This is a genomic window from Thioalkalivibrio thiocyanodenitrificans ARhD 1 (assembly GCF_000378965.1).
GTDB lineage: Bacteria > Pseudomonadota > Gammaproteobacteria > Ectothiorhodospirales > Ectothiorhodospiraceae > Thioalkalivibrio_A > Thioalkalivibrio_A thiocyanodenitrificans.
On the sequence record NZ_KB900536.1, the window covers coordinates 613,129 to 629,908 of the forward strand.

A 16,780-nucleotide genomic window follows, 5' to 3' on the forward strand; every position below is an offset into this window, starting at 1 on the left:
GGAACTTCGCCTCAAACCGAATCCCTCCACAACAGCCGTTCCACGGCACTTTCAACCGCAAGGGTGATGCGCCGGCTCAGCGGCTGACGCTTGCGGTAGCGGATCTCGTACAGGTCAAACTCGCGGGAAAGGTCCATGAGCAGGTCGTCGCTGGTGCGCAGTTCGTCCACCAGGCCCAGGGGCAGGGCCTGCTCGCCGTACCAGTGCTCCCCGGTGGCCAGCCTGTCCAGATCCAGGGCCGGCCGGTAGCGCTTCAGGTATACCTTGAACAGCCGGTGGGTCTCTTCCAGCTCCTGGCGGAACTTCTCCCGGCCCTCGGGGGTGTTCTCGCCCAGGACCGTCAGGGTCCGCTTGTACTCTCCCGCCGTGTGCAGTTCGATGTCCACGTCGTGCCGCCTGAGCATGCGGTTGATGTTGGGGATCTGGGCAACGACGCCGATGGATCCGACCACGGCAAAAGGGGCCGCCACGATCCGGTTGGCGACCGCGGCCATCAGATAACCGCCGCTGGCCGCGATCCGGTCCACGGCGATCGTCAGGTCCACGCCCTTGTCCCGCAGGCGCGCCAGCTGCGCGGCCGCGAGGCCATAGGAAGCCACCAAGCCGCCGCCGCTGTCCAGGCACACCACGGCCCGGTCCGTTTCCGGGCGCACCTGGGTCAGGACGGCGGTGATCTCCTGGCGCAGATTCTCCACGTGGCTGGCGCGTATGTCACCATGGAAACGCAGCACGAAGACCCGGGCCCGGTTTTCGTCGCGTTCCTTGTCGGCCTGCTTGTTCTCCCGCTTGAACTGACGGATCAGCCGGCGTCCGCCCCGCCGGCCCAGAATGCCCTGCCGGAGCGTGTGCTCCATATCCCGGTAACGGTCGTTGAGCCGTTTGACGGTCAGGTCCTCTCGTTCCCTGTCACGCCCCCGGCTCATCAGGGCGGCGAACACGCCCAACAGCAGCAGCGCCACCAGCAGGAGGGTCAGCGTCTTGGCGAGAAAGAGTCCGTAGTCCTGGATGAATTCCATGGGATACCGGGTCATGTGGATTCGAGTGGGGAGTATCCCGGTTTCCGACCATGCCTGTCCACGCGCAAGGCATCGTGTAAAGCTTGACGCAGCGCATTGGCGACCGGGGCGTAGCATGATCCAATCAGCCATGGTTCGGGCGGTTCCTGTCATCGCGCTGTCGACGGGTGCGTGTGCCGACCGGGCTGTTTTCCCTGATTCAATGCCCCGGGGTCCGACAACCGGGCCGCGACAAGGAGTTCCCGATGGGTCTGGTCGTAGCCACAGGTCTGGAGAAACGCTACCGCGCGGGAGACGTGGAAGTACCCGCGATCAGGAGGGTGGACTTCTGCATCGAACCCGGCGGTTTTGTCTGCTTTGTGGGACCCTCGGGCAGCGGCAAGAGCACGCTGCTCAACATGATCGGCTGCCTGGACCGGCCGAGCGCCGGTAGTCTTTCGGTGCTGGACACGGATGTGGCCCGTCTTGGGCGACGGGCGGCAGCCGACTTCCGTGGCGCGAACCTGGGTTTCGTGTTCCAGGACTTCAACCTGGTGCCGGTGCTGAGCGCCGCTGAGAACGTGGAGTACCCGCTGCGCATGGTGCAGAATTGGCCCGCGGCAAAGCGCCGCGCCCGGGTGGGTGAACTGCTCGAAGCGGTGGGCATCGCGGACCGGGCGGACAAGCGCCCGGATCAGCTCTCCGGCGGACAGAAGCAGCGTGTGGCCGTGGCCCGGGCGCTGGCCACCCGGCCCAGGCTGGTGCTGGCCGACGAGCCCACCGCCAACCTGGACCATGACACGGCCCTGCGCATCATCGACCTGATGCGGGCCATGCGTGACGAGTTCGGCACCACCTTCGTCTTCTCCACCCACGATCCCAAAATCATGGACGCCGCCGAGGTGGTGCACACCCTGGAAGACGGGCGCCTGGTGGCTTCGGGGGAGGGCGGGTCATGATCCGCGTCCTGGGGCTTTCGGCGCGCAATCTCGCCCGTTACTGGCGGCGCAGCCTGCTGACCGCTGGGCTGATCGTGCTGGGCATGGTGGCCGTGCTGGGGTTCATGGCCGTGTCGGGCTCCTTCCGGGACATCATGGTGGGCCAGATCACCGACTCCATGCTGGGCCACGTGCAGGTGCACCACCGCGGTTACGTGGCCTCCCTGGAGAACCTGCCCCTGAATCTCAACATGACCCCGGAGATGGTGGTGGAGGTGGAACGGTCGCTGGATGAGCTGGACGTGGTCGAGGCGATCACCCCGCGTCTGAAATTCGGCGCCATGTTCAGCAACTTCGAGGAGACCACCTCCATCCGCCTGAACGGCGTGATCCCGGAACGAGAGGCAGCCGCCATGCCCTTGCTTGGCGGACGACTGGTGGGGGGCAGCGTGGAGGACGGCCTGGTGGTCCCGGGGAGGCTGCTGATCCCGGAACTGCTGGCCCGGGGCATGGGCGTCCAGGTGGGTGATACCGTGGTGCTGGTGGCCACCAACCTGGACGGCTCGGTAAACGGCCGCACCTTCATCGTGCAGGGCATCCTGGAAGCGGTCACGGGCCCCGGCGGGCGGGACGGCTACCTGCACATGGACGATGCCCGCGAGCTGCTGCGCCTGGACAGGCCCGAAATCAACGAGCTGGCCATCCGGCTCCAGGACCTGCGCCACATGGAGCGGGTGATGGCGCACCTGGACCGTGCGCTGGCGACCGTGACGACACCGCGCGGCCAGCCGGCACTGGAGGTGCACGGCTGGGACCAGCTTTCGCCGTTCGCCAACATCGCCCGCATGATCGATCTGCTGGATCTCTTCATCCGCGTCATGCTGGTGGGCATTGTGCTGATCGCCGTGATGAACGTGATGATCATGGCGGTCTACGAACGTATCCGCGAGATCGGCACTCTCTCGGCCATCGGTACGCCGCCGGGGCGGATCATGGGACTGTTCGTGGGCGAGGGCGTCCTGCTCGGGCTGGCGGGCACGCTGGTGGGCGCACTGGTGAGCCTGCTCCTGGTGCAGGTGCTTAATTTCTGGCCGGTGAGCTTCGCCTTCGGACGCCAGCACATCCTGCTCGCCCCGCAGCTGGGTCCGGCGGACATCCTGGCGGTGAGCGGCATCGTGATCCTGGTGGCGGCCGTGGCGAGCCTGCAACCAGCCTTCAAGGCGGCACGCATGGATCCCATCGTGGCATTGCGTCACGTCTAGTGGGTGCCGCGACGTGCTTCCTGAGTATTTGCCACAGAGGGCACAGAGGGCACAGAGAAAGAACACGAGCCTTTTTTATCTCTGTGCTCTCTGTGTTCTCTGTGGCCAAACGCATTTGCCTTGCCGGCGGCGGGTCGATTCGCTAGTTGCAGAACCCATAGGCCGGATAAGGCGCAGCCGCATCCGGCACATCATCGGCCGGGGGGCGGCTGCCCCTCGCTTATCCGCCCTACGAGGCGAAGGGGGCGCGGCGTGCTTCTTGAGGATCAGCCACAGAGGTCACAGAGAAAGAACAAGCGCCTTTTCTCTCTGTGACCTCTGTGACCTCTGTGGCCAACGGCATTATTTCCCTACGGCCAGGACCAGTTCGGAGGGATCATGAAATCGATGTTCAGTGTTGCGTGGTTTCTTGTGCTGTGGATGCTCAGCGCCACAGTGGCTGCGCACGAGACGGAAGGGGACCAACTGCTGCGGGAGGTGGATCGGCGCATGCAGCCAGGTTCCTACGAGATGTATCGCAAGATCATCAATATCGAACCCGATGGGCGCCAGCGGGAGTTCGTGCTCTACAGCGTGCGCAAGGGGGAGGACAAGCTCGCGGCCGTCTTCCTGGACCCGCCGAGCGAGCGGGGCCGAAGCACCCTGCGCCTGGGCGAGAACATGTGGCTGTATATACCGGAGGTGGGGCGGCCCATTCGCATCACCAGCCTGCAGTCGGTGACCGGAGGCGTGTTCAGCAACGCCGACATCCTGCGCCTGGATTTCAGCACCGAGTACACGGCCACGCTGGAGGAGGAGGACGAGGAAGGCTACGTGCTGGACCTGAAAGCCCGCGGCCCGGCAGTGGCCTACGACCGGCTGCGCATGGAGGTGGACAGGGCCACACTCACGCCGGTGACCATCGAGGCCTACGCGGTGGGCGGGATGCTCATCAAGACCCTGCGCTACAGCGACATCACCGATTTCGGTCACGGCATCGTACGCCCGTCGGTGCTGGAGACCGATAGCCCGCTGTATCGGGGCTACCGCTCTGTGATGCTGTTCTCGGGCATCACCCCGCAGGAGTTGCCGGACGAGGTGTTCACCCTGAGCTACATGCCCCGGATCGGGGAGCTGCGCCGGTGATCCAGTGGATCCTCCGGGTGCTGCTGCTCGCGGCACCCGCTGCGGCAGCGGAGGAGTTCACCTTCGACTTCGACATCGCCCGCTACGAACGCCCGACCTACGAGTTCAGCGGATACCTTCAGGGCACGGCGGAGCACCTGCGCCTGGACAGGGATTCCGCCCTCTACGCCCTGAACTTTCCCGACCTTGATCCGGGCAGCTTCGAACGCTATCGGGCCCTGGGCGAACTCTCGGCGGTGTACCGCCACGAGGAGAGCGCTCTGCGGGCACGCATCCAGGCCGAGGTGGTGGATGACATCTTCGGCAGCAGCAGCGACCTGAACGTCCACGAACTCTACGTGTCCACCCCGGCCGGGGAGCACACCAGTCTTGAGATAGGCAAGCGCAGCCTGCGCTGGGGCACCGGCTACGCGTGGAGCCCCATCGGCTTCCTGGAACGCCCCAGGGATCCCAACGATCCGGAGCTGAGCCGCGAAGGCTTCATTCTCGGCTCGGTGGAACATGTGCGCAGCTTCCCGGAGGGGCGGCTGCGCACGGTCTCGTTCACGCCGGTCATCCTCCCGGTGACCGCGGACGTGAACGGCGATTTCGGCGAGCGCGAGACCATCAACGTCGCCGCCCGACTGTACCTGCTCTACCGGGACACGGACATCCACGTTACTGCCCGGAGCGACGGCAGCCGACCGGGTGCGCTGGGCATCGGGTTCTCGCGTAACCCGGTGCCCCACATGGAGATCCACGGCGAACTCGCCTGGTACGACGGACGCACGCGCGCGCTGATCAGCCATGGGGATCTTGAAACAAACGACACCCGCCCCGTGGACCTGCTGCTCGGCATGCGCTACCTGACCCGCGGCGAGACCACCTGGATCGTGGAGTACTACCGCAACGGCGCCGGTTACAGTCGGGACGAGATGAAGCGCTTTCTCGATCTCGCCCGTGCCTCGCGTGAAGACCCGGCCCTGCGGCCCCGGGCCATGTCCGCCCGCCGCGAAGGCTACGGCGCGCCCCAGGCGATGCGCGACTACCTCTTCCTGCGGGTGCGCAAGAATGAGCCCTGGGATGCCCTCTACTGGAGCCTGGGGGTCAACGCCATCGTCAACCTGCACGACGGCAGCGCCTCGACCATCCCCGAGGTGATGTACACGGGCTTTCGCAACACCGAACTGAGGGGCCGGCTGGCCGTGCTTTCCGGAGGGCGCGATACCGAGTTCGGTGAGCGCCTCAACGACTGGCGGCTGGAGTTGCGCGCCCGGTATTTCTTCTGACGACCCAATGGGTCGGTGAGGAGTAAGGAATGAGGGGTGAGGAGTGGCGGGGGATGATCTCCTCTCCTGCCTTGTCAGGTCCGCGGCCCGCCCTTGGCTTTCCCTGCCAGCCCGGTAGGTTGGGGTGAGCGCAGCGAACCCCAACATCCGAGGCTTCGATAGGCACGTCCGTTGGGGTTCGCTGTGCTCACCCCAACCTACGGTCCGGGAATCCCGATCATCGCCGGATGCGCTTCGTCTGTCCGGCCCGGATCGCCGTCAAGTCACGGAAACGAGACAGGACGGGGCGCTTTGGGTATCTTGTATGCGCCCTCAACTGCACCGGGGAAGAACAACAATGGAATGGGTCCTCCTGATTCTGGTCATTCTGCTGGTGGTGTTCGCGGTGGTGATCTACAACCGCCTGGTCACCGCGCGCAACCGCTACAAGAACGCCTTCGCCCAGATCGACGTGCAGCTCACGCGCCGTTACGACCTGATCCCCAACCTGGTGGAGGTGGCCCAGCGCTACATGAGCCACGAGAAGGACACGCTCGAGGCGGTGATCAAGGCCCGCAATCAGGCCCTGGGGAGTCTCAAGGAGGTGGCCGCCGACCCCGGCAACGCGGAGGCCATCCAGCGCCTGGGCGCCTCCGAGCAGGGGCTTTCCGGGGTATTGGGACGCTTGTTTGCCCTGTCCGAGAACTATCCGGACCTGAAGGCGAACCAGAACATGATGCAGCTCTCCGAGGAGCTGACCAGCACCGAAAACCGCGTCGCCTTCGCACGCCAGGCCTTCAACGACGCGGTGATGCACTACAACACCACCCGGGAGGTATTCCCCAACAACCTGATCGCCAACAACTTCGGCTTCCGCCCGGCGGCGCTGCTGGAGATCGACGCGCCGGAGAAGCGCGAGGCGGTGCGGGTCAGCTTCCAGTAAGGTGAGTGCCTCGATACGGGCTGCGGGGCGCGCGGATTCATGAACTTCTTTCAACACCAGGACAGGGCCCGGAATCGGACCCGCTGGCTGCTGGTGCTCTTCGCCCTGGCGGTGCTGGCCATCCTGACCGTCGTGAACCTCGTGGTCCTGCTGGTGCTCGGGGGCATGGAGCCGGCGGAACATCCCGTGTCCATGGGCGAATTCCTGGCCCGCCATGGCGGCGTCATTCTCTTGACCAGCCTGCTCACCGGGTCGGTGATCGGGATCGGCAGCCTCTACCGGACGCTGAGCCTGCGCGGCGGCGGGGCGGTGGTGGCCTGGCAACTGGGCGGCAGCGTGGTGGACCCGGACACCAACGACCCGCTGCGCCGGCGGCTTCGCAACGTGGTGGAGGAGATGGCCATCGCCTCGGGCGTGCCGGTGCCGGATATCTTCGTGCTGGAACACGAGGACGGCATCAACGCCTTCGCCGCCGGGTACTCCACGGCGGACGCCGCCGTGGCCGTCACCCGGGGGGCACTGGAGACCCTGGACCGTCGTGAACTGCAGGGCGTCGTGGCCCACGAGTTCAGCCATATCCTCAACGGCGACATGCGCCTCAACATCCGCCTCATGGGCATCCTGTTCGGCATCCTGGTCATGGCCGTGCTCGGCCGGCAGTTCATGTATTACACGCACCACGTCTCGGTGCGCCGCACCCGCGGCAACCAGGGGGCCATGGCGGTCCTGGCCATCGGCGTGACGCTGATGCTGGTGGGTTACATCGGCCTGTTCTTCGGGCGCTGGATCAAGGCGATGGTGTCGCGCCAGCGGGAATTCCTGGCCGATGCCTCGGCCGTGCAGTTCACCCGGGAGCCCGAGGGCATTGCCGGTGCCCTGAAGAAGATCTCCGTTGCAGGTGGGTCGGTGCTGCGTGCCAGCCCGGAGGAGGTGGGCCACATGCTGTTTGCCGATGGCGCCCTGGGCCGGATGTTCGCCACGCACCCGCCCTTGCTCGACCGCATCCGCGCCATCGAGCCCGGTTTCGACCCGGAGGAGTTCCACGCCCTTCGGGAACGGGTGCGGCGCCACAGGGAGGCACTGCGCGCGGCAGCGGAAGAGGCGACCCGCCGGGAGACCGAGAGGACGGCCCCGTCACCGGGCGGCCTCGCCCTGGATGCGGACTCGCTTCTCGAGCAGATGGGCCGGCCCGGGGTGGGCCAGATCCTGGCCGCCGCGCTGCTGGTGGCCTCGGTCCCACGCCCCCTTGAGCGGGCCGCCCATTCGCCCGAATGGGCCCCCGAACTGGTGTGCTACCTGCTGCTCGACCCCGAGGCGGAGATTCGCGACCGCCAGCTTCTCATGGTGGCCGAGGCCCTGGGCGGCGAGAGCGAGGGCCAGGTGCGTCAGTTGCTGGAGATGGAGCCCTGGCCCGCGCCGGAACTGCGCATCCCACTGCTGGAGATGGCCTTCCCGGGCCTGAAGCGGCGTCCGGAGAGGGAGATGGAGACCCTGCTCGCCCTGGTGGAGCGATTGATTCATGCGGACGGCCGGGTGGATGTGTTCGAGTACGCCCTGGCGAGGATGCTGGAACAGCACGTCACCGACGCCCGCAACCCCTCAGACTCCGCGCCTGCCGGTCGGCGCCGGCTGGGCGATGTGCGGGTCCAGGCGCTCGATCTGTTGGGGATTCTGGCCCACCACGGTCATCCGGAGGATCCCGACGCCGCGCTCGCGGCCATGAATGCCGGCCTGTCCGCGTTGGACATGGCAGCGGCAGGCAGGATGCCCGTGCCGGACGGATGGCCTGACCGACTGGATGCCTCTCTTGAACGCCTGGATGCCCTGAAGCAGATGGAGAAACAGCAACTGCTTCGGGCCCTCGTGGTCACCATCACCCATGGCGGCAAGACGGTGCCCGCCGAGGCCGAACTGCTGCGGGCGGTGTGTGCGGTGCTGCATATGCCCCTTCCCCTGTTGGATGCTGCTCAGGAAGAGCCGGCGGCGGAGGGGAGCTGATCGTTCCGGTTTCTGTTGGGGTGATGGAACAGTGGCAAGTCTCAAGTGGCAGGGAAAACCACCCTCACCCCGGCCCTCTCCCTCAGGGAGAGGGGGCACAGAACCGATGGGCCTGATTATTTGCTCCCTCCCCGGCAATGCGGGGGAGGGGGCCTTCCCACGTCGCGACCCGCAACTTCCCGCTTCGTTCAGGTCCGTTCGCCGATCCACTCGCCGATGGCGGGGGGCACCTGCTTCTGGGCCTTGCCGCTGACGTAGATGCCGATGTGGCCGCCGGGGAATGAGAGTTCCGTGTAGTCCTTCGTGCCGGCCACCTTCTTCAGGGCCTTGGAGGCGGCCGGCGGGACCAGGTGATCCTGTTCGGCAAAGACATTGAGCACGGGCATGCTGAGATTGGCAAGATCCGCCCGCGTCTTTCCGATCATCACACCGCCGTTCATCAATCCGTTCTTCTGGTAGAAATCCTTGATGAACTGACGGTAGGCCTCACCGGCCTGGTCGGGACTGTCGAAGATCCATTTCTCCATGCGCAGGAAGTTGTTGACCTTCGTGCTGTCATCCAGCAGGTCCACCATGTCCAGGTACTTCTGGCCGATGAGCTGGTAGGGCCTGAGCATCAGGAAGGTGGCATTGAGCAGTTCGCCCGGAATGTTGCCCATGGTGTCCACCAGCAGGTCCACATCCACGTGCCGGACCCACCGGCTGAGCACATTGTCCGGCGTGTGGAAGTCCACCGGCGTCACCATGGTGACCAGGTTTTTGACCTTCTCCTGATGCAGGGCGCTGTAGCACAGGCTGAAGGTGCCGCCCTGACAGATACCCAGCAGATTGACGGCATCCACGTTGTGGCGCTTGCGGATGACGTCCACGCAACGGTCGATGTAGCCGTTGATGTAATCGTCCAGGGTCAGGAACCGGTCGGCCCGGTCGGGATAGCCCCAGTCGATGAGATAGACATCCAGCCCCGCATCCAGCAGGCCGCGCACGGTGGAGCGGTTCTCCTGCAGGTCGGTCATGTACGGGCGGTTCACCAGCGCGTAGACGATGAGCACCGGTACCGGGTTCTGTACTTTTGCGGCCGGCGGCTGGAAGCGATAGAGGGTGAGCTTGTCCTCCTCGTAGATGGCCTCCTTGGGGGTGACGCCGGTGGGGATCTCGCCCGCCTCCATGAGGTTCTGAAGGCCGTGCCCCAGCTTGGTCTGAAACTCGGACAGCTCGGCCAGGATCTGATCGGGTCGCATCTGTACGGGGATCATTGCCTCATTTCCTCCTGGTCGCCGGCTTTCCGGCCGTGGTGCTCTTGCCGGTGGATTTCTTTGTCTTTGGTGCGGCCCGCTTGCGCTTGGGGGCGGCCTTGCGGGCAGACGTCGAAGCCGGTTCGGATTGCCTGTCAGCGCCGTTGCCTGCCGCTTTCAGTTCCTCGATCTCCCGGCGCAGGTTCCGGATCTCCCGCCGGCTTTCCTGAAAACGCTCGTGCAGGGTGCTGATCTCGCGCCGCGTGGGCATGTTGAGACCTTCCAGCGTCTCGTCCACCAGCCGCGAACCCTCCTGTTTCACCGCCATGAGGGCGTTGACCATATCGCCGTAGGTGCGGGCATAGTTGTCGGACATGGCGTACTCGCCGTAGACCTCCTCGCACACGTCCACCCATTCGTTGAACAGTTCGCGCATGGAGGTGATGGGCTGTTCCCGGCGCGCGGCGTCGTCCAGACGGGCACGGAACCGATCCACCGATTCCAGTGCCACACGGGCGAGACCCGTCTCGTAGGCCTGCCAGGCCCGCTGGTATTCGAGGATGCGGCGCGAGAGGGACTGGTACTGCTCCTGCGACTCCCGCGTGTAACCGACACCGGGCAGGGACAGGAAGCGCTCCAGATGCTCGCCGGGCCCGAAGGCGGCGGCGCCCTCGGGGCGCAGAGCCTTCAGCATGTCGCCCGGCAGGGGCGTGAACGAGGAGGCCACCCGCTGCCAGGTATCCATGGGGAGCTGCCAGAAGGCCATGAAATCCCGGGTGGAGTCGTCCTTCGCCCCGGCACCCGTGCCGACCTTGCGGAGCGCGTCGGCGCACTGATCGAGCCAGGACCTGAGGGCCTCGGTGCCCGCCTCGCCGCCGTCCTGGCGCATGAGCCCTTCGGCCATGCCGAAGTAGCCCCGGCCCAGATCCATCATGCGGCCGTAGAAATCGCGGGCATCCGGGGTGACGGCGGGGGCCACTGACTTCCACCACTGATCCAGGGCGCCGGACCATGGGTTGGCGGATCCGTGTGCCTGGCCGCCGGAAGACGGCGCGGCGTCCATGGAGGCACGGGACAGATCGAGCCAGGCGTCCCAGTACTTGCGTTGCGCCTCCATCCAGGCATCCGGATTGAAGGGGTTGGAATCGCTCATGCTTGGGTGCTCCTGCAAAGAACCTCCGCGCGGGAGGCCGAGTCTTGCGTGGGTGACGTAATGTGGTTAGCCTAACACAAAATTTGTGCACTGCAACAATTCAGGGGCCGTGACCGGGGCCGGCAGAACTTCGGCCTTTCTGTTATAGACAAACACAGGGTCCGTGGTCCCGTGACCCCGTCAACCCATCATCTGCGTCAAGCGAGGAGCGTCCCAAATGAGAGATTCCACCGTCATCGTGGAAGCGGCCAGAACACCCATCGGTTCATTCAACGGGGCCCTGTCCGGCATCCCCGCCAGTGAACTGGGTGCCCGGGTGATCCGGGCGTTGATGGAACGCTCCGGGCTCGACCCGGACCTGGTGGGTGAGGTGATCCTCGGCCAGGTCCTGCAGGCGGGCATCGGGCAGAACGGCGCCCGCCAGGCCGCCATGGGGGCGGGCCTTCCGGTGTCCGTTCCGGCCATGACCATCAACAAGGTCTGCGGCAGCGGCCTCAAGGCCGTGCAGCTGGCCTGGCAGGCCGTGGTTTGCGGTGATGCCGCGGCAGTGATCGCGGGCGGGCAGGAGAACATGAGCCTCGCTCCCCATGTACTGCCATCCTCACGAACGGGCAGGAAGATGGGGCCCTGGGAACTGGTGGATTCCATGATCGTGGACGGCCTGTGGTGCGCCTTCAACCAGTACCACATGGGCAACACGGCCGAGAACGTGGCGGGGGAGTTCAAGATCAGCCGCGAGGATCAGGATGCCTTCGCCGCCGAATCCCAGCAGCGCGCCGAGCGGGCGCAGAAGGCCGGCGTATTCGCCGACGAGATCGTGCCCATCGAGATCCCGCAGAGAAAGGGCGACCCCATCGTCTTCGACTCGGACGAATTCCCCCGCCACGGCACCACCGCCGAGGGACTGGCCAAGCTGCGGCCCGCCTTCAGCAAGGACGGCACGGTCACCGCGGGCAATGCCTCGGGTATCAACGACGGCGCCGCCGCGGTGATCGTCATGAGCGAAGCCCGGGCACGGGACCTGGGTCTGAAGCCGCTGGCGCGGATCGTGTCCTTCTCGGCCAGCGGCGTGGATCCTGCAGTGATGGGCACGGGCCCCATCCCCGCGGCCACCCGATGCCTGGAAAAGGCCGGCTGGAAACCCGCCGACCTGGACCTGGTGGAGGCCAACGAGGCCTTCGCCGCCCAGGCCATCGCCGTGAACCGATCCATGGGCTGGGATCTGTCCAAAGTCAACGTGAGCGGGGGCGCCATCGCGCTGGGGCATCCCATCGGCGCCTCCGGCGCGCGGGTCCTGGTGACCCTGCTGCACGGTATGAAGCGCACCGGTGCCCGCAAGGGGCTGGCAACACTGTGCATCGGCGGCGGGCAGGGGGTGGCCCTGGCCGTGGAGGGGGTGTGACATGGGCGAGGAACTGAAAGGACGGGTGGCACTGGTCACCGGGGGTACCGGCGGCATCGGCACGGCCATCTGCGCCCGGCTGGGCCGCATGGGCGCCCGGGTCGCCACCACCTACCGCAACCGCGAGAAGGCCGAGGCCTGGCAGAAGCAGATGAAGGCGCAGGGCCAGGACGTGGCCATCTACGCCTGTGACGTGGGCGATTACGATACCTGTGTGGCGCTGATCGGCCAGGTGGAGAAGGATCTGGGGCCGGTGGACATCCTTGTCAACAACGCGGGGATCACCCGGGATACGACACTCAAGAAGATGACACCGCAGCACTGGCGCGACGTGATCTGCGCCAACCTGGACAGTGTGTTCAACATGACCCAGCCGGTGCTCACAGGCATGGCCCAGCGGGGCTGGGGCCGGATCATCAACATCTCCTCCGTCAACGGGCAGAAGGGCCAGTTCGGACAGGCCAACTACGCCTCCTCAAAGGCGGGCATACACGGCTTCACCATGTCGGCGGCGCAGGAGGTGGCCCGCAAGGGGGTGACCGTCAACACCGTCTCGCCCGGCTACATCGCCACGGAGATGGTGATGGCGGTGCCCGAGGAGGTGCGCGAGAAGATCATCGCCCAGATTCCCGTGGGGCGTCTTGGACGCCCCGAAGAGGTGGCGCATGTGGTAGCCTTTCTGGCCTCGGAGGACGCCGGTTTCATCACCGGCGCCAATCTGGCGGCCAACGGCGGTCAGCACATGCACTAGCACTGCGGGCATCGTCCGAGGCGAATGATTCCGGCATGCAGTTCTGAGGGGCGATCAGGATGAACGAACCGCGCATCATCAAGAAGTATCCCAACCGCCGGCTCTACGATACGGAAGAAAGCCGTTACGTCACGATCAACGACGTGCAGCAGTTGGTTCGCGGGGGAACGGACATCCAGGTGCTGGACAGCCAGACGGGTGAGGACATCACCCGCAGCATCCTGATCCAGATCATCACGGACCAGGAGACGGGCGGCGACCCCCTGTTCTCCACCGAGACGCTCACCCACTTCATCCGTTTCTACGACGAGGCGGTGCATGACGCCTTCTCCGGTTACCTGGACCAGAGCATGCGCTTTTTCGCCGAGCAGCAGCAGCGCTTCACGCGGCAGATGCGCGACGTGGTGTCGGGCAAGGACGTCTGGGACGTGGCCGAGGTGACCCGCCGCAATCTCAAGTTCTGGCAGGACATGCAGGGTGAGTTTCTCAAGGCCGCGGGCTTTCCCGTGCCCGGCGACAAGTCCGATCCGCCGCGAAAGGATCCCAAGGACAAACCGCGCGACCCGGACTAGTGTCGTGTCCCGTGAATGACTTGCCAGTCAGCGCCCTGGGAGGCGCTGCGGCAAGCCCCGACGTCCACAGCCACCGGTTGCGCGCCAGGGTGCATTCCGGGGCCTCCATGGACCACGCAGGGTTGTGGCACCTCACTTCCCACTCCCCGAAGGTGCCCGATCCTCCTGGGTGATCCTGCCCAAACCCCTTTCGCCCGGAGGACCGGGCTCCTACGCTTGCCCGGATCCGCATCCCGTAGGAACTCGGTCCCCCGGGCGGATCGGTCGTTGCCGACAAAGGCTTTCCATTCGAGACGTCGAAGAACCCGTTTCCGACAGACGCGACTCCTGCCTGCCGCCTCGTCCGGCTGATGCGAGGCCCTGCCGTTAGATCCCGATGCTGGAGCGACTCAGCGTGTGCATCCCTCTGATGACGCTCTGTCGCGGCCTTTTCGAGCCCTGAAGAAATTCCGGATGAGGGCACTTGACATCCGGTGGGGATCATCTATATTGTGCACTGCAACATTGTTGCATCGCAGCAATGCATGAGATTCCGATGAACCTGGAGGGTAACCCCATGAAAGAAATGTTTGAACTGATGAACCAGATGGGCGAAAGCGCCCTTGAAACCTCCCGTCGCCTGGCCGAAATCAACCAGGCCACCATGGAGAAGCTGATGGCCCAGCAGATGGAACTGATGGACGCCTGGATGGACGCCGGCGTGAAGAACCTGGAGCTGATGGGCAAGGCCAAGGGCTACCAGGAAGTGGTGTCCGGTCAGGCCGATGTGGCCCGTGAGTACGGCCAGAAGGTCCTGGCAGGCTGCAAGAACGGTTCCGAGCTGCTGAGCGAGGCCCGCGATTCTTCTACCAAGATCGTGGACGAAGCCGTCAGGAGCACCGGCGAGAAGGTCAAGCAGGCCACCACTGCCGCCACCAAGCGTGCCGCCTGAAAGGAAACCGAAAGCCCGAAAGGAGAGAAGTCCATGGCAAGACGTGTAGCCCTGGTCACCGGGGGTACCGGCGGCATCGGGACGGCTATCTGCCGGGAACTGACCCGGCAGGGCTGTCTGGTGATCGCCAACTACCTGCCGGAGCTGGAGCAGGAGGCCAGGGCCTGGCAGAAGCAGCAACTGGCCGAGGGTGTCGAGGTGGAGATCGAACCCGGGGACGTGTCTTCGTTCGAAGGTGCCCGGGGCATGGTCGAAGCCGTACAGACGCGCATCGGGCCGGTGGACATCCTGGTCAACTGCGCCGGTATCACGCAGGACAAGACCCTGCGCAAGATGACCGAACAGCAGTGGCGCGACGTTCTGTCCACCAACCTGGACAGCGTATTCAATGTCACCCGGCACGTGATCGAGGGCATGATCGAGCGTGGCTTCGGCCGCGTGGTGAATATCTCCTCGGTGAACGGCCAGAAGGGCCAGTTCGGTCAGTGCAACTATGCCTCGGCCAAGGCGGGCATCCACGGGTTCAGCATGTCGCTGGCGCAGGAAGTCGCCACCAAGGGCGTGACGGTCAATTCCGTCTCACCCGGCTACGTGTCAACGGCCATGACCCTGGCCATGCCGGAAGAGGTGCGTGATGCCATCGTGGCCCAGGTCCCCATGGGCCGCATGGGTACACCGGAGGAAGTGGCCTACGTGGTCGGTTTCCTCTGTGACACACGTGCCGAGTACATCACTGGCGCCAACATCCCCGTCAACGGCGGCCTGTACATGTCCTGATCTGAATTACCTCCCCCCCATTGAGGCCCCGCCCGGGGCCTTTTTTTTGTGGTCAATTATCAGTGGTCCGTTGTCCGTTGTGAAAGAAGCCTTTGACATGCGGGTGGGGCAGGTTAGGCTCCTGACAACTGACAACTGACAACTGACAACTGACAACTGACAACCCATGAAACGGGTCTATTCCGCAAGCGACATCGGTGCTGCCGGCTTCATCCAGGGCGTGCTGGAGAACGAGGGCATCCAGGCCCTGGTCAAGCACGGGCTGTTGTCGGGCGCGGCCGGCGAGCTGCCGCCCACCGAGTGCTGGCCGGAGGTATGGGTCATGGAAGACGAGGATGAAACCCGGGCCCGGGAGATCATCGGGGCGGTGACCGCGAGCGGCCCCGAGGACGTCACGGGCTGGACCTGCCCCGGTTGCGGGGAGTCCCTGGAGGCGGCGTTCACCCAGTGCTGGAACTGCGGGCGCGAGAGGAACTGAAGTTGAAACTCCGCGTGCCTTTTGTCCGCCTTGCAATCAAAAGGCCATCCGGGAGAGCAGCGAGCGCAGGTTGGGGTGAGCATGGCGAACCCCAACGGGGGTCCGCAGACAGCCCGTAGGGGTTCCGGGGTTCCGGGCTTCGCTTCTCCCTGTCCGGTGCCTTACCCGGAACGGCCCGCACGCGCTTTCGCCGCTACGCCCTGACCTTGCCCTCGAGGCGCACAATCTCTCCGCTGGTGCGGCCGGCGTCGGGGCCCAGGAAATAGAGGTAGGGTGCGGTCACCTCTTCGGGGGCCGGGTTGTTGTGCGGGTTCTCGCCCGGATAGTGCTGGGTGCGCATGCGCGTGCGCAGCGGTCCCGTATCCACGGCGTTGACCCGCAGGAAACGCTCGCCGGAATACTCCGCGGACAGTATCTTCAGCATGGCCTCCTGTCCGGCCTTGGCCACCCCGAATGCGCCCCAGTAGGCTCGCGAGCAGGCATGGGCCGAGAACACGACGGCCGGATCCGGTGCCGATTCCAGTAAGGGCAGCACCGCACGGGTCAGCAGGAACGGTGCGTGCAGGTTGACGGTGATCACCCGGGACCACAGCTCCACATCGTACAGCTTGAGCGGCGTCAGCCCGCCGATCCAGCCGGCGTTGTGAACCAGCCCGTCCAGGTGCCCCATCTGCTCCTGCACGTTCCCCGCCAGGTCCTCGTAGTCCTTGGCGGTGGCCCCTTCCAGGTTCAGGGGATAGATGCCCGGCTGTCGGCCGCCTGCCTGTTCGATCTCGTCATACACCGATTCCAGGGCGCGGATCTCCTTGTCCAGGAGGATCACCGAGGCACCCAGCCGCGCGCAGGCGAGGGACAGGGCGCGGCCCAGCCCGGCGCCGGCGCCGGTGACGAGGATCACGCGTTCCGCGAGCAGGTCCGGGGGCGGCTCGTAGGTCAGCAATTGTTCGGGGGTCATGGGTTCGGCGTGAGGTGT

At 65.4% G+C, this 16,780-nt stretch carries 16 protein-coding genes; 12 read left to right on the plus strand and 4 right to left on the minus strand.

Translation table 11 applies throughout. The features are described from left to right. Positions 1 to 11: 11 nt before the first annotated feature. A complete protein-coding gene (gene sohB, locus THITHI_RS0102835; protein ID WP_018231560.1) occupies positions 12 to 1,016 on the minus strand; it encodes a protease SohB in 1,005 nt (334 codons plus the stop codon). Positions 1,017 to 1,261: 245 nt separating this feature from the next. On the opposite strand from sohB, the gene THITHI_RS0102840 reads away from it, so the two are divergent. From THITHI_RS0102840 to THITHI_RS0102865, 6 genes are all read left to right on the plus strand, one after another. After that, entirely contained in the window at positions 1,262 to 1,954 is a 693-nt protein-coding gene (locus THITHI_RS0102840) for an ABC transporter ATP-binding protein (protein WP_018231561.1), read from the plus strand. Then, a complete protein-coding gene (locus tag THITHI_RS0102845; RefSeq protein ID WP_018231562.1) occupies positions 1,951 to 3,195 on the plus strand; it encodes an ABC transporter permease in 1,245 nt (414 codons plus the stop codon). The genes THITHI_RS0102840 and THITHI_RS0102845 overlap by 4 nt, the downstream gene beginning before the upstream one ends. 378 nt (positions 3,196 to 3,573) lie before the next feature. After that, positions 3,574 to 4,320: an outer membrane lipoprotein-sorting protein gene (locus tag THITHI_RS0102850; RefSeq protein ID WP_156820456.1), complete on the plus strand. Its 747-nt coding sequence runs from the start codon at positions 3,574 to 3,576 to the stop codon at positions 4,318 to 4,320. Further along, positions 4,317 to 5,588 (plus strand): hypothetical protein, encoded by a 1,272-nt coding sequence (locus tag THITHI_RS0102855; protein WP_018231564.1) that lies wholly within the window; start codon positions 4,317 to 4,319, stop codon positions 5,586 to 5,588. The genes THITHI_RS0102850 and THITHI_RS0102855 overlap by 4 nt, the downstream gene beginning before the upstream one ends. A 337-nt stretch (positions 5,589 to 5,925) precedes the next feature. Continuing rightward, complete coding sequence (locus THITHI_RS0102860) at positions 5,926 to 6,510, plus strand: LemA family protein (RefSeq protein WP_018231565.1); 585 nt, start codon at positions 5,926 to 5,928, stop codon at positions 6,508 to 6,510. A gap of 39 nt (positions 6,511 to 6,549) precedes the next feature. Further along, complete coding sequence (locus THITHI_RS0102865) at positions 6,550 to 8,508, plus strand: M48 family metallopeptidase (protein ID WP_018231566.1); 1,959 nt, start codon at positions 6,550 to 6,552, stop codon at positions 8,506 to 8,508. A 188-nt stretch (positions 8,509 to 8,696) separates the two neighbouring features. On the opposite strand, the gene THITHI_RS0102870 is transcribed toward THITHI_RS0102865, so the two are convergent. Further along, positions 8,697 to 9,764 (minus strand): class III poly(R)-hydroxyalkanoic acid synthase subunit PhaC, encoded by a 1,068-nt coding sequence (locus tag THITHI_RS0102870; RefSeq protein WP_018231567.1) that lies wholly within the window; start codon positions 9,762 to 9,764, stop codon positions 8,697 to 8,699. A gap of 4 nt (positions 9,765 to 9,768) precedes the next feature. After that, the gene (phaE, locus tag THITHI_RS0102875; protein ID WP_018231568.1) at positions 9,769 to 10,896 is read right to left on the minus strand and encodes a class III poly(R)-hydroxyalkanoic acid synthase subunit PhaE; all 1,128 of its coding nucleotides are present in this window, start codon (positions 10,894 to 10,896) and stop codon (positions 9,769 to 9,771) included. A gap of 217 nt (positions 10,897 to 11,113) precedes the next feature. On the opposite strand from phaE, the gene THITHI_RS0102880 reads away from it, so the two are divergent. The 6 genes from THITHI_RS0102880 (at position 11,114) to THITHI_RS0102905 (ending at position 15,807) form a co-directional block, all read left to right on the plus strand. Continuing rightward, complete coding sequence (locus THITHI_RS0102880; protein ID WP_018231569.1) at positions 11,114 to 12,298, plus strand: acetyl-CoA C-acetyltransferase; 1,185 nt, start codon at positions 11,114 to 11,116, stop codon at positions 12,296 to 12,298. A 1-nt stretch (position 12,299) separates the two neighbouring features. Next, on the plus strand, positions 12,300 to 13,049 hold the full coding sequence (phbB, locus tag THITHI_RS0102885; RefSeq protein ID WP_018231570.1) for an acetoacetyl-CoA reductase: 750 nt from the start codon (positions 12,300 to 12,302) through the stop codon (positions 13,047 to 13,049). A 59-nt stretch (positions 13,050 to 13,108) separates the two neighbouring features. Next, positions 13,109 to 13,621 (plus strand): polyhydroxyalkanoate synthesis repressor PhaR, encoded by a 513-nt coding sequence (phaR, locus tag THITHI_RS0102890; protein ID WP_018231571.1) that lies wholly within the window; start codon positions 13,109 to 13,111, stop codon positions 13,619 to 13,621. Positions 13,622 to 14,177: 556 nt separating this feature from the next. Further along, positions 14,178 to 14,552 carry a phasin family protein gene (locus THITHI_RS0102895; protein ID WP_156820457.1) on the plus strand — a complete coding sequence of 125 codons (375 nt, stop codon included), beginning with the start codon at positions 14,178 to 14,180 and terminating at the stop codon, positions 14,550 to 14,552. Positions 14,553 to 14,585: 33 nt separating this feature from the next. Further along, positions 14,586 to 15,329: an acetoacetyl-CoA reductase gene (gene phbB, locus THITHI_RS0102900; protein WP_018231573.1), complete on the plus strand. Its 744-nt coding sequence runs from the start codon at positions 14,586 to 14,588 to the stop codon at positions 15,327 to 15,329. A gap of 166 nt (positions 15,330 to 15,495) precedes the next feature. After that, positions 15,496 to 15,807, plus strand: coding sequence for a putative signal transducing protein (locus THITHI_RS0102905; protein ID WP_018231574.1), 312 nt, complete (start codon positions 15,496 to 15,498; stop codon positions 15,805 to 15,807). Between the two features lie 193 nt (positions 15,808 to 16,000). On the opposite strand, the gene THITHI_RS0102910 is transcribed toward THITHI_RS0102905, so the two are convergent. Next, positions 16,001 to 16,762, minus strand: a complete 762-nt coding sequence (locus THITHI_RS0102910; RefSeq protein ID WP_018231575.1) for an SDR family NAD(P)-dependent oxidoreductase — start codon at positions 16,760 to 16,762, stop codon at positions 16,001 to 16,003. Positions 16,763 to 16,780: the final 18 nt, after the last annotated feature.

Coding starts and splice junctions, on each gene's coding strand:
- sohB (WP_018231560.1), bottom strand. CDS start 1,016: ATGGAATTCATCCAGGACTACGGACTCTTTCTCGCCAAGACGCTGACC.
- THITHI_RS0102840 (WP_018231561.1), top strand. CDS start 1,262: ATGGGTCTGGTCGTAGCCACAGGTCTGGAGAAACGCTACCGCGCGGGA.
- THITHI_RS0102845 (WP_018231562.1), top strand. CDS start 1,951: ATGATCCGCGTCCTGGGGCTTTCGGCGCGCAATCTCGCCCGTTACTGG.
- THITHI_RS0102850 (WP_156820456.1), top strand. CDS start 3,574: ATGAAATCGATGTTCAGTGTTGCGTGGTTTCTTGTGCTGTGGATGCTC.
- THITHI_RS0102860 (WP_018231565.1), top strand. CDS start 5,926: ATGGAATGGGTCCTCCTGATTCTGGTCATTCTGCTGGTGGTGTTCGCG.
- THITHI_RS0102865 (WP_018231566.1), top strand. CDS start 6,550: ATGAACTTCTTTCAACACCAGGACAGGGCCCGGAATCGGACCCGCTGG.
- THITHI_RS0102870 (WP_018231567.1), bottom strand. CDS start 9,764: ATGATCCCCGTACAGATGCGACCCGATCAGATCCTGGCCGAGCTGTCC.
- phaE (WP_018231568.1), bottom strand. CDS start 10,896: ATGAGCGATTCCAACCCCTTCAATCCGGATGCCTGGATGGAGGCGCAA.
- THITHI_RS0102880 (WP_018231569.1), top strand. CDS start 11,114: ATGAGAGATTCCACCGTCATCGTGGAAGCGGCCAGAACACCCATCGGT.
- phbB (WP_018231570.1), top strand. CDS start 12,300: ATGGGCGAGGAACTGAAAGGACGGGTGGCACTGGTCACCGGGGGTACC.
- phaR (WP_018231571.1), top strand. CDS start 13,109: ATGAACGAACCGCGCATCATCAAGAAGTATCCCAACCGCCGGCTCTAC.
- THITHI_RS0102895 (WP_156820457.1), top strand. CDS start 14,178: ATGAAAGAAATGTTTGAACTGATGAACCAGATGGGCGAAAGCGCCCTT.
- phbB (WP_018231573.1), top strand. CDS start 14,586: ATGGCAAGACGTGTAGCCCTGGTCACCGGGGGTACCGGCGGCATCGGG.
- THITHI_RS0102905 (WP_018231574.1), top strand. CDS start 15,496: ATGAAACGGGTCTATTCCGCAAGCGACATCGGTGCTGCCGGCTTCATC.
- THITHI_RS0102910 (WP_018231575.1), bottom strand. CDS start 16,762: ATGACCCCCGAACAATTGCTGACCTACGAGCCGCCCCCGGACCTGCTC.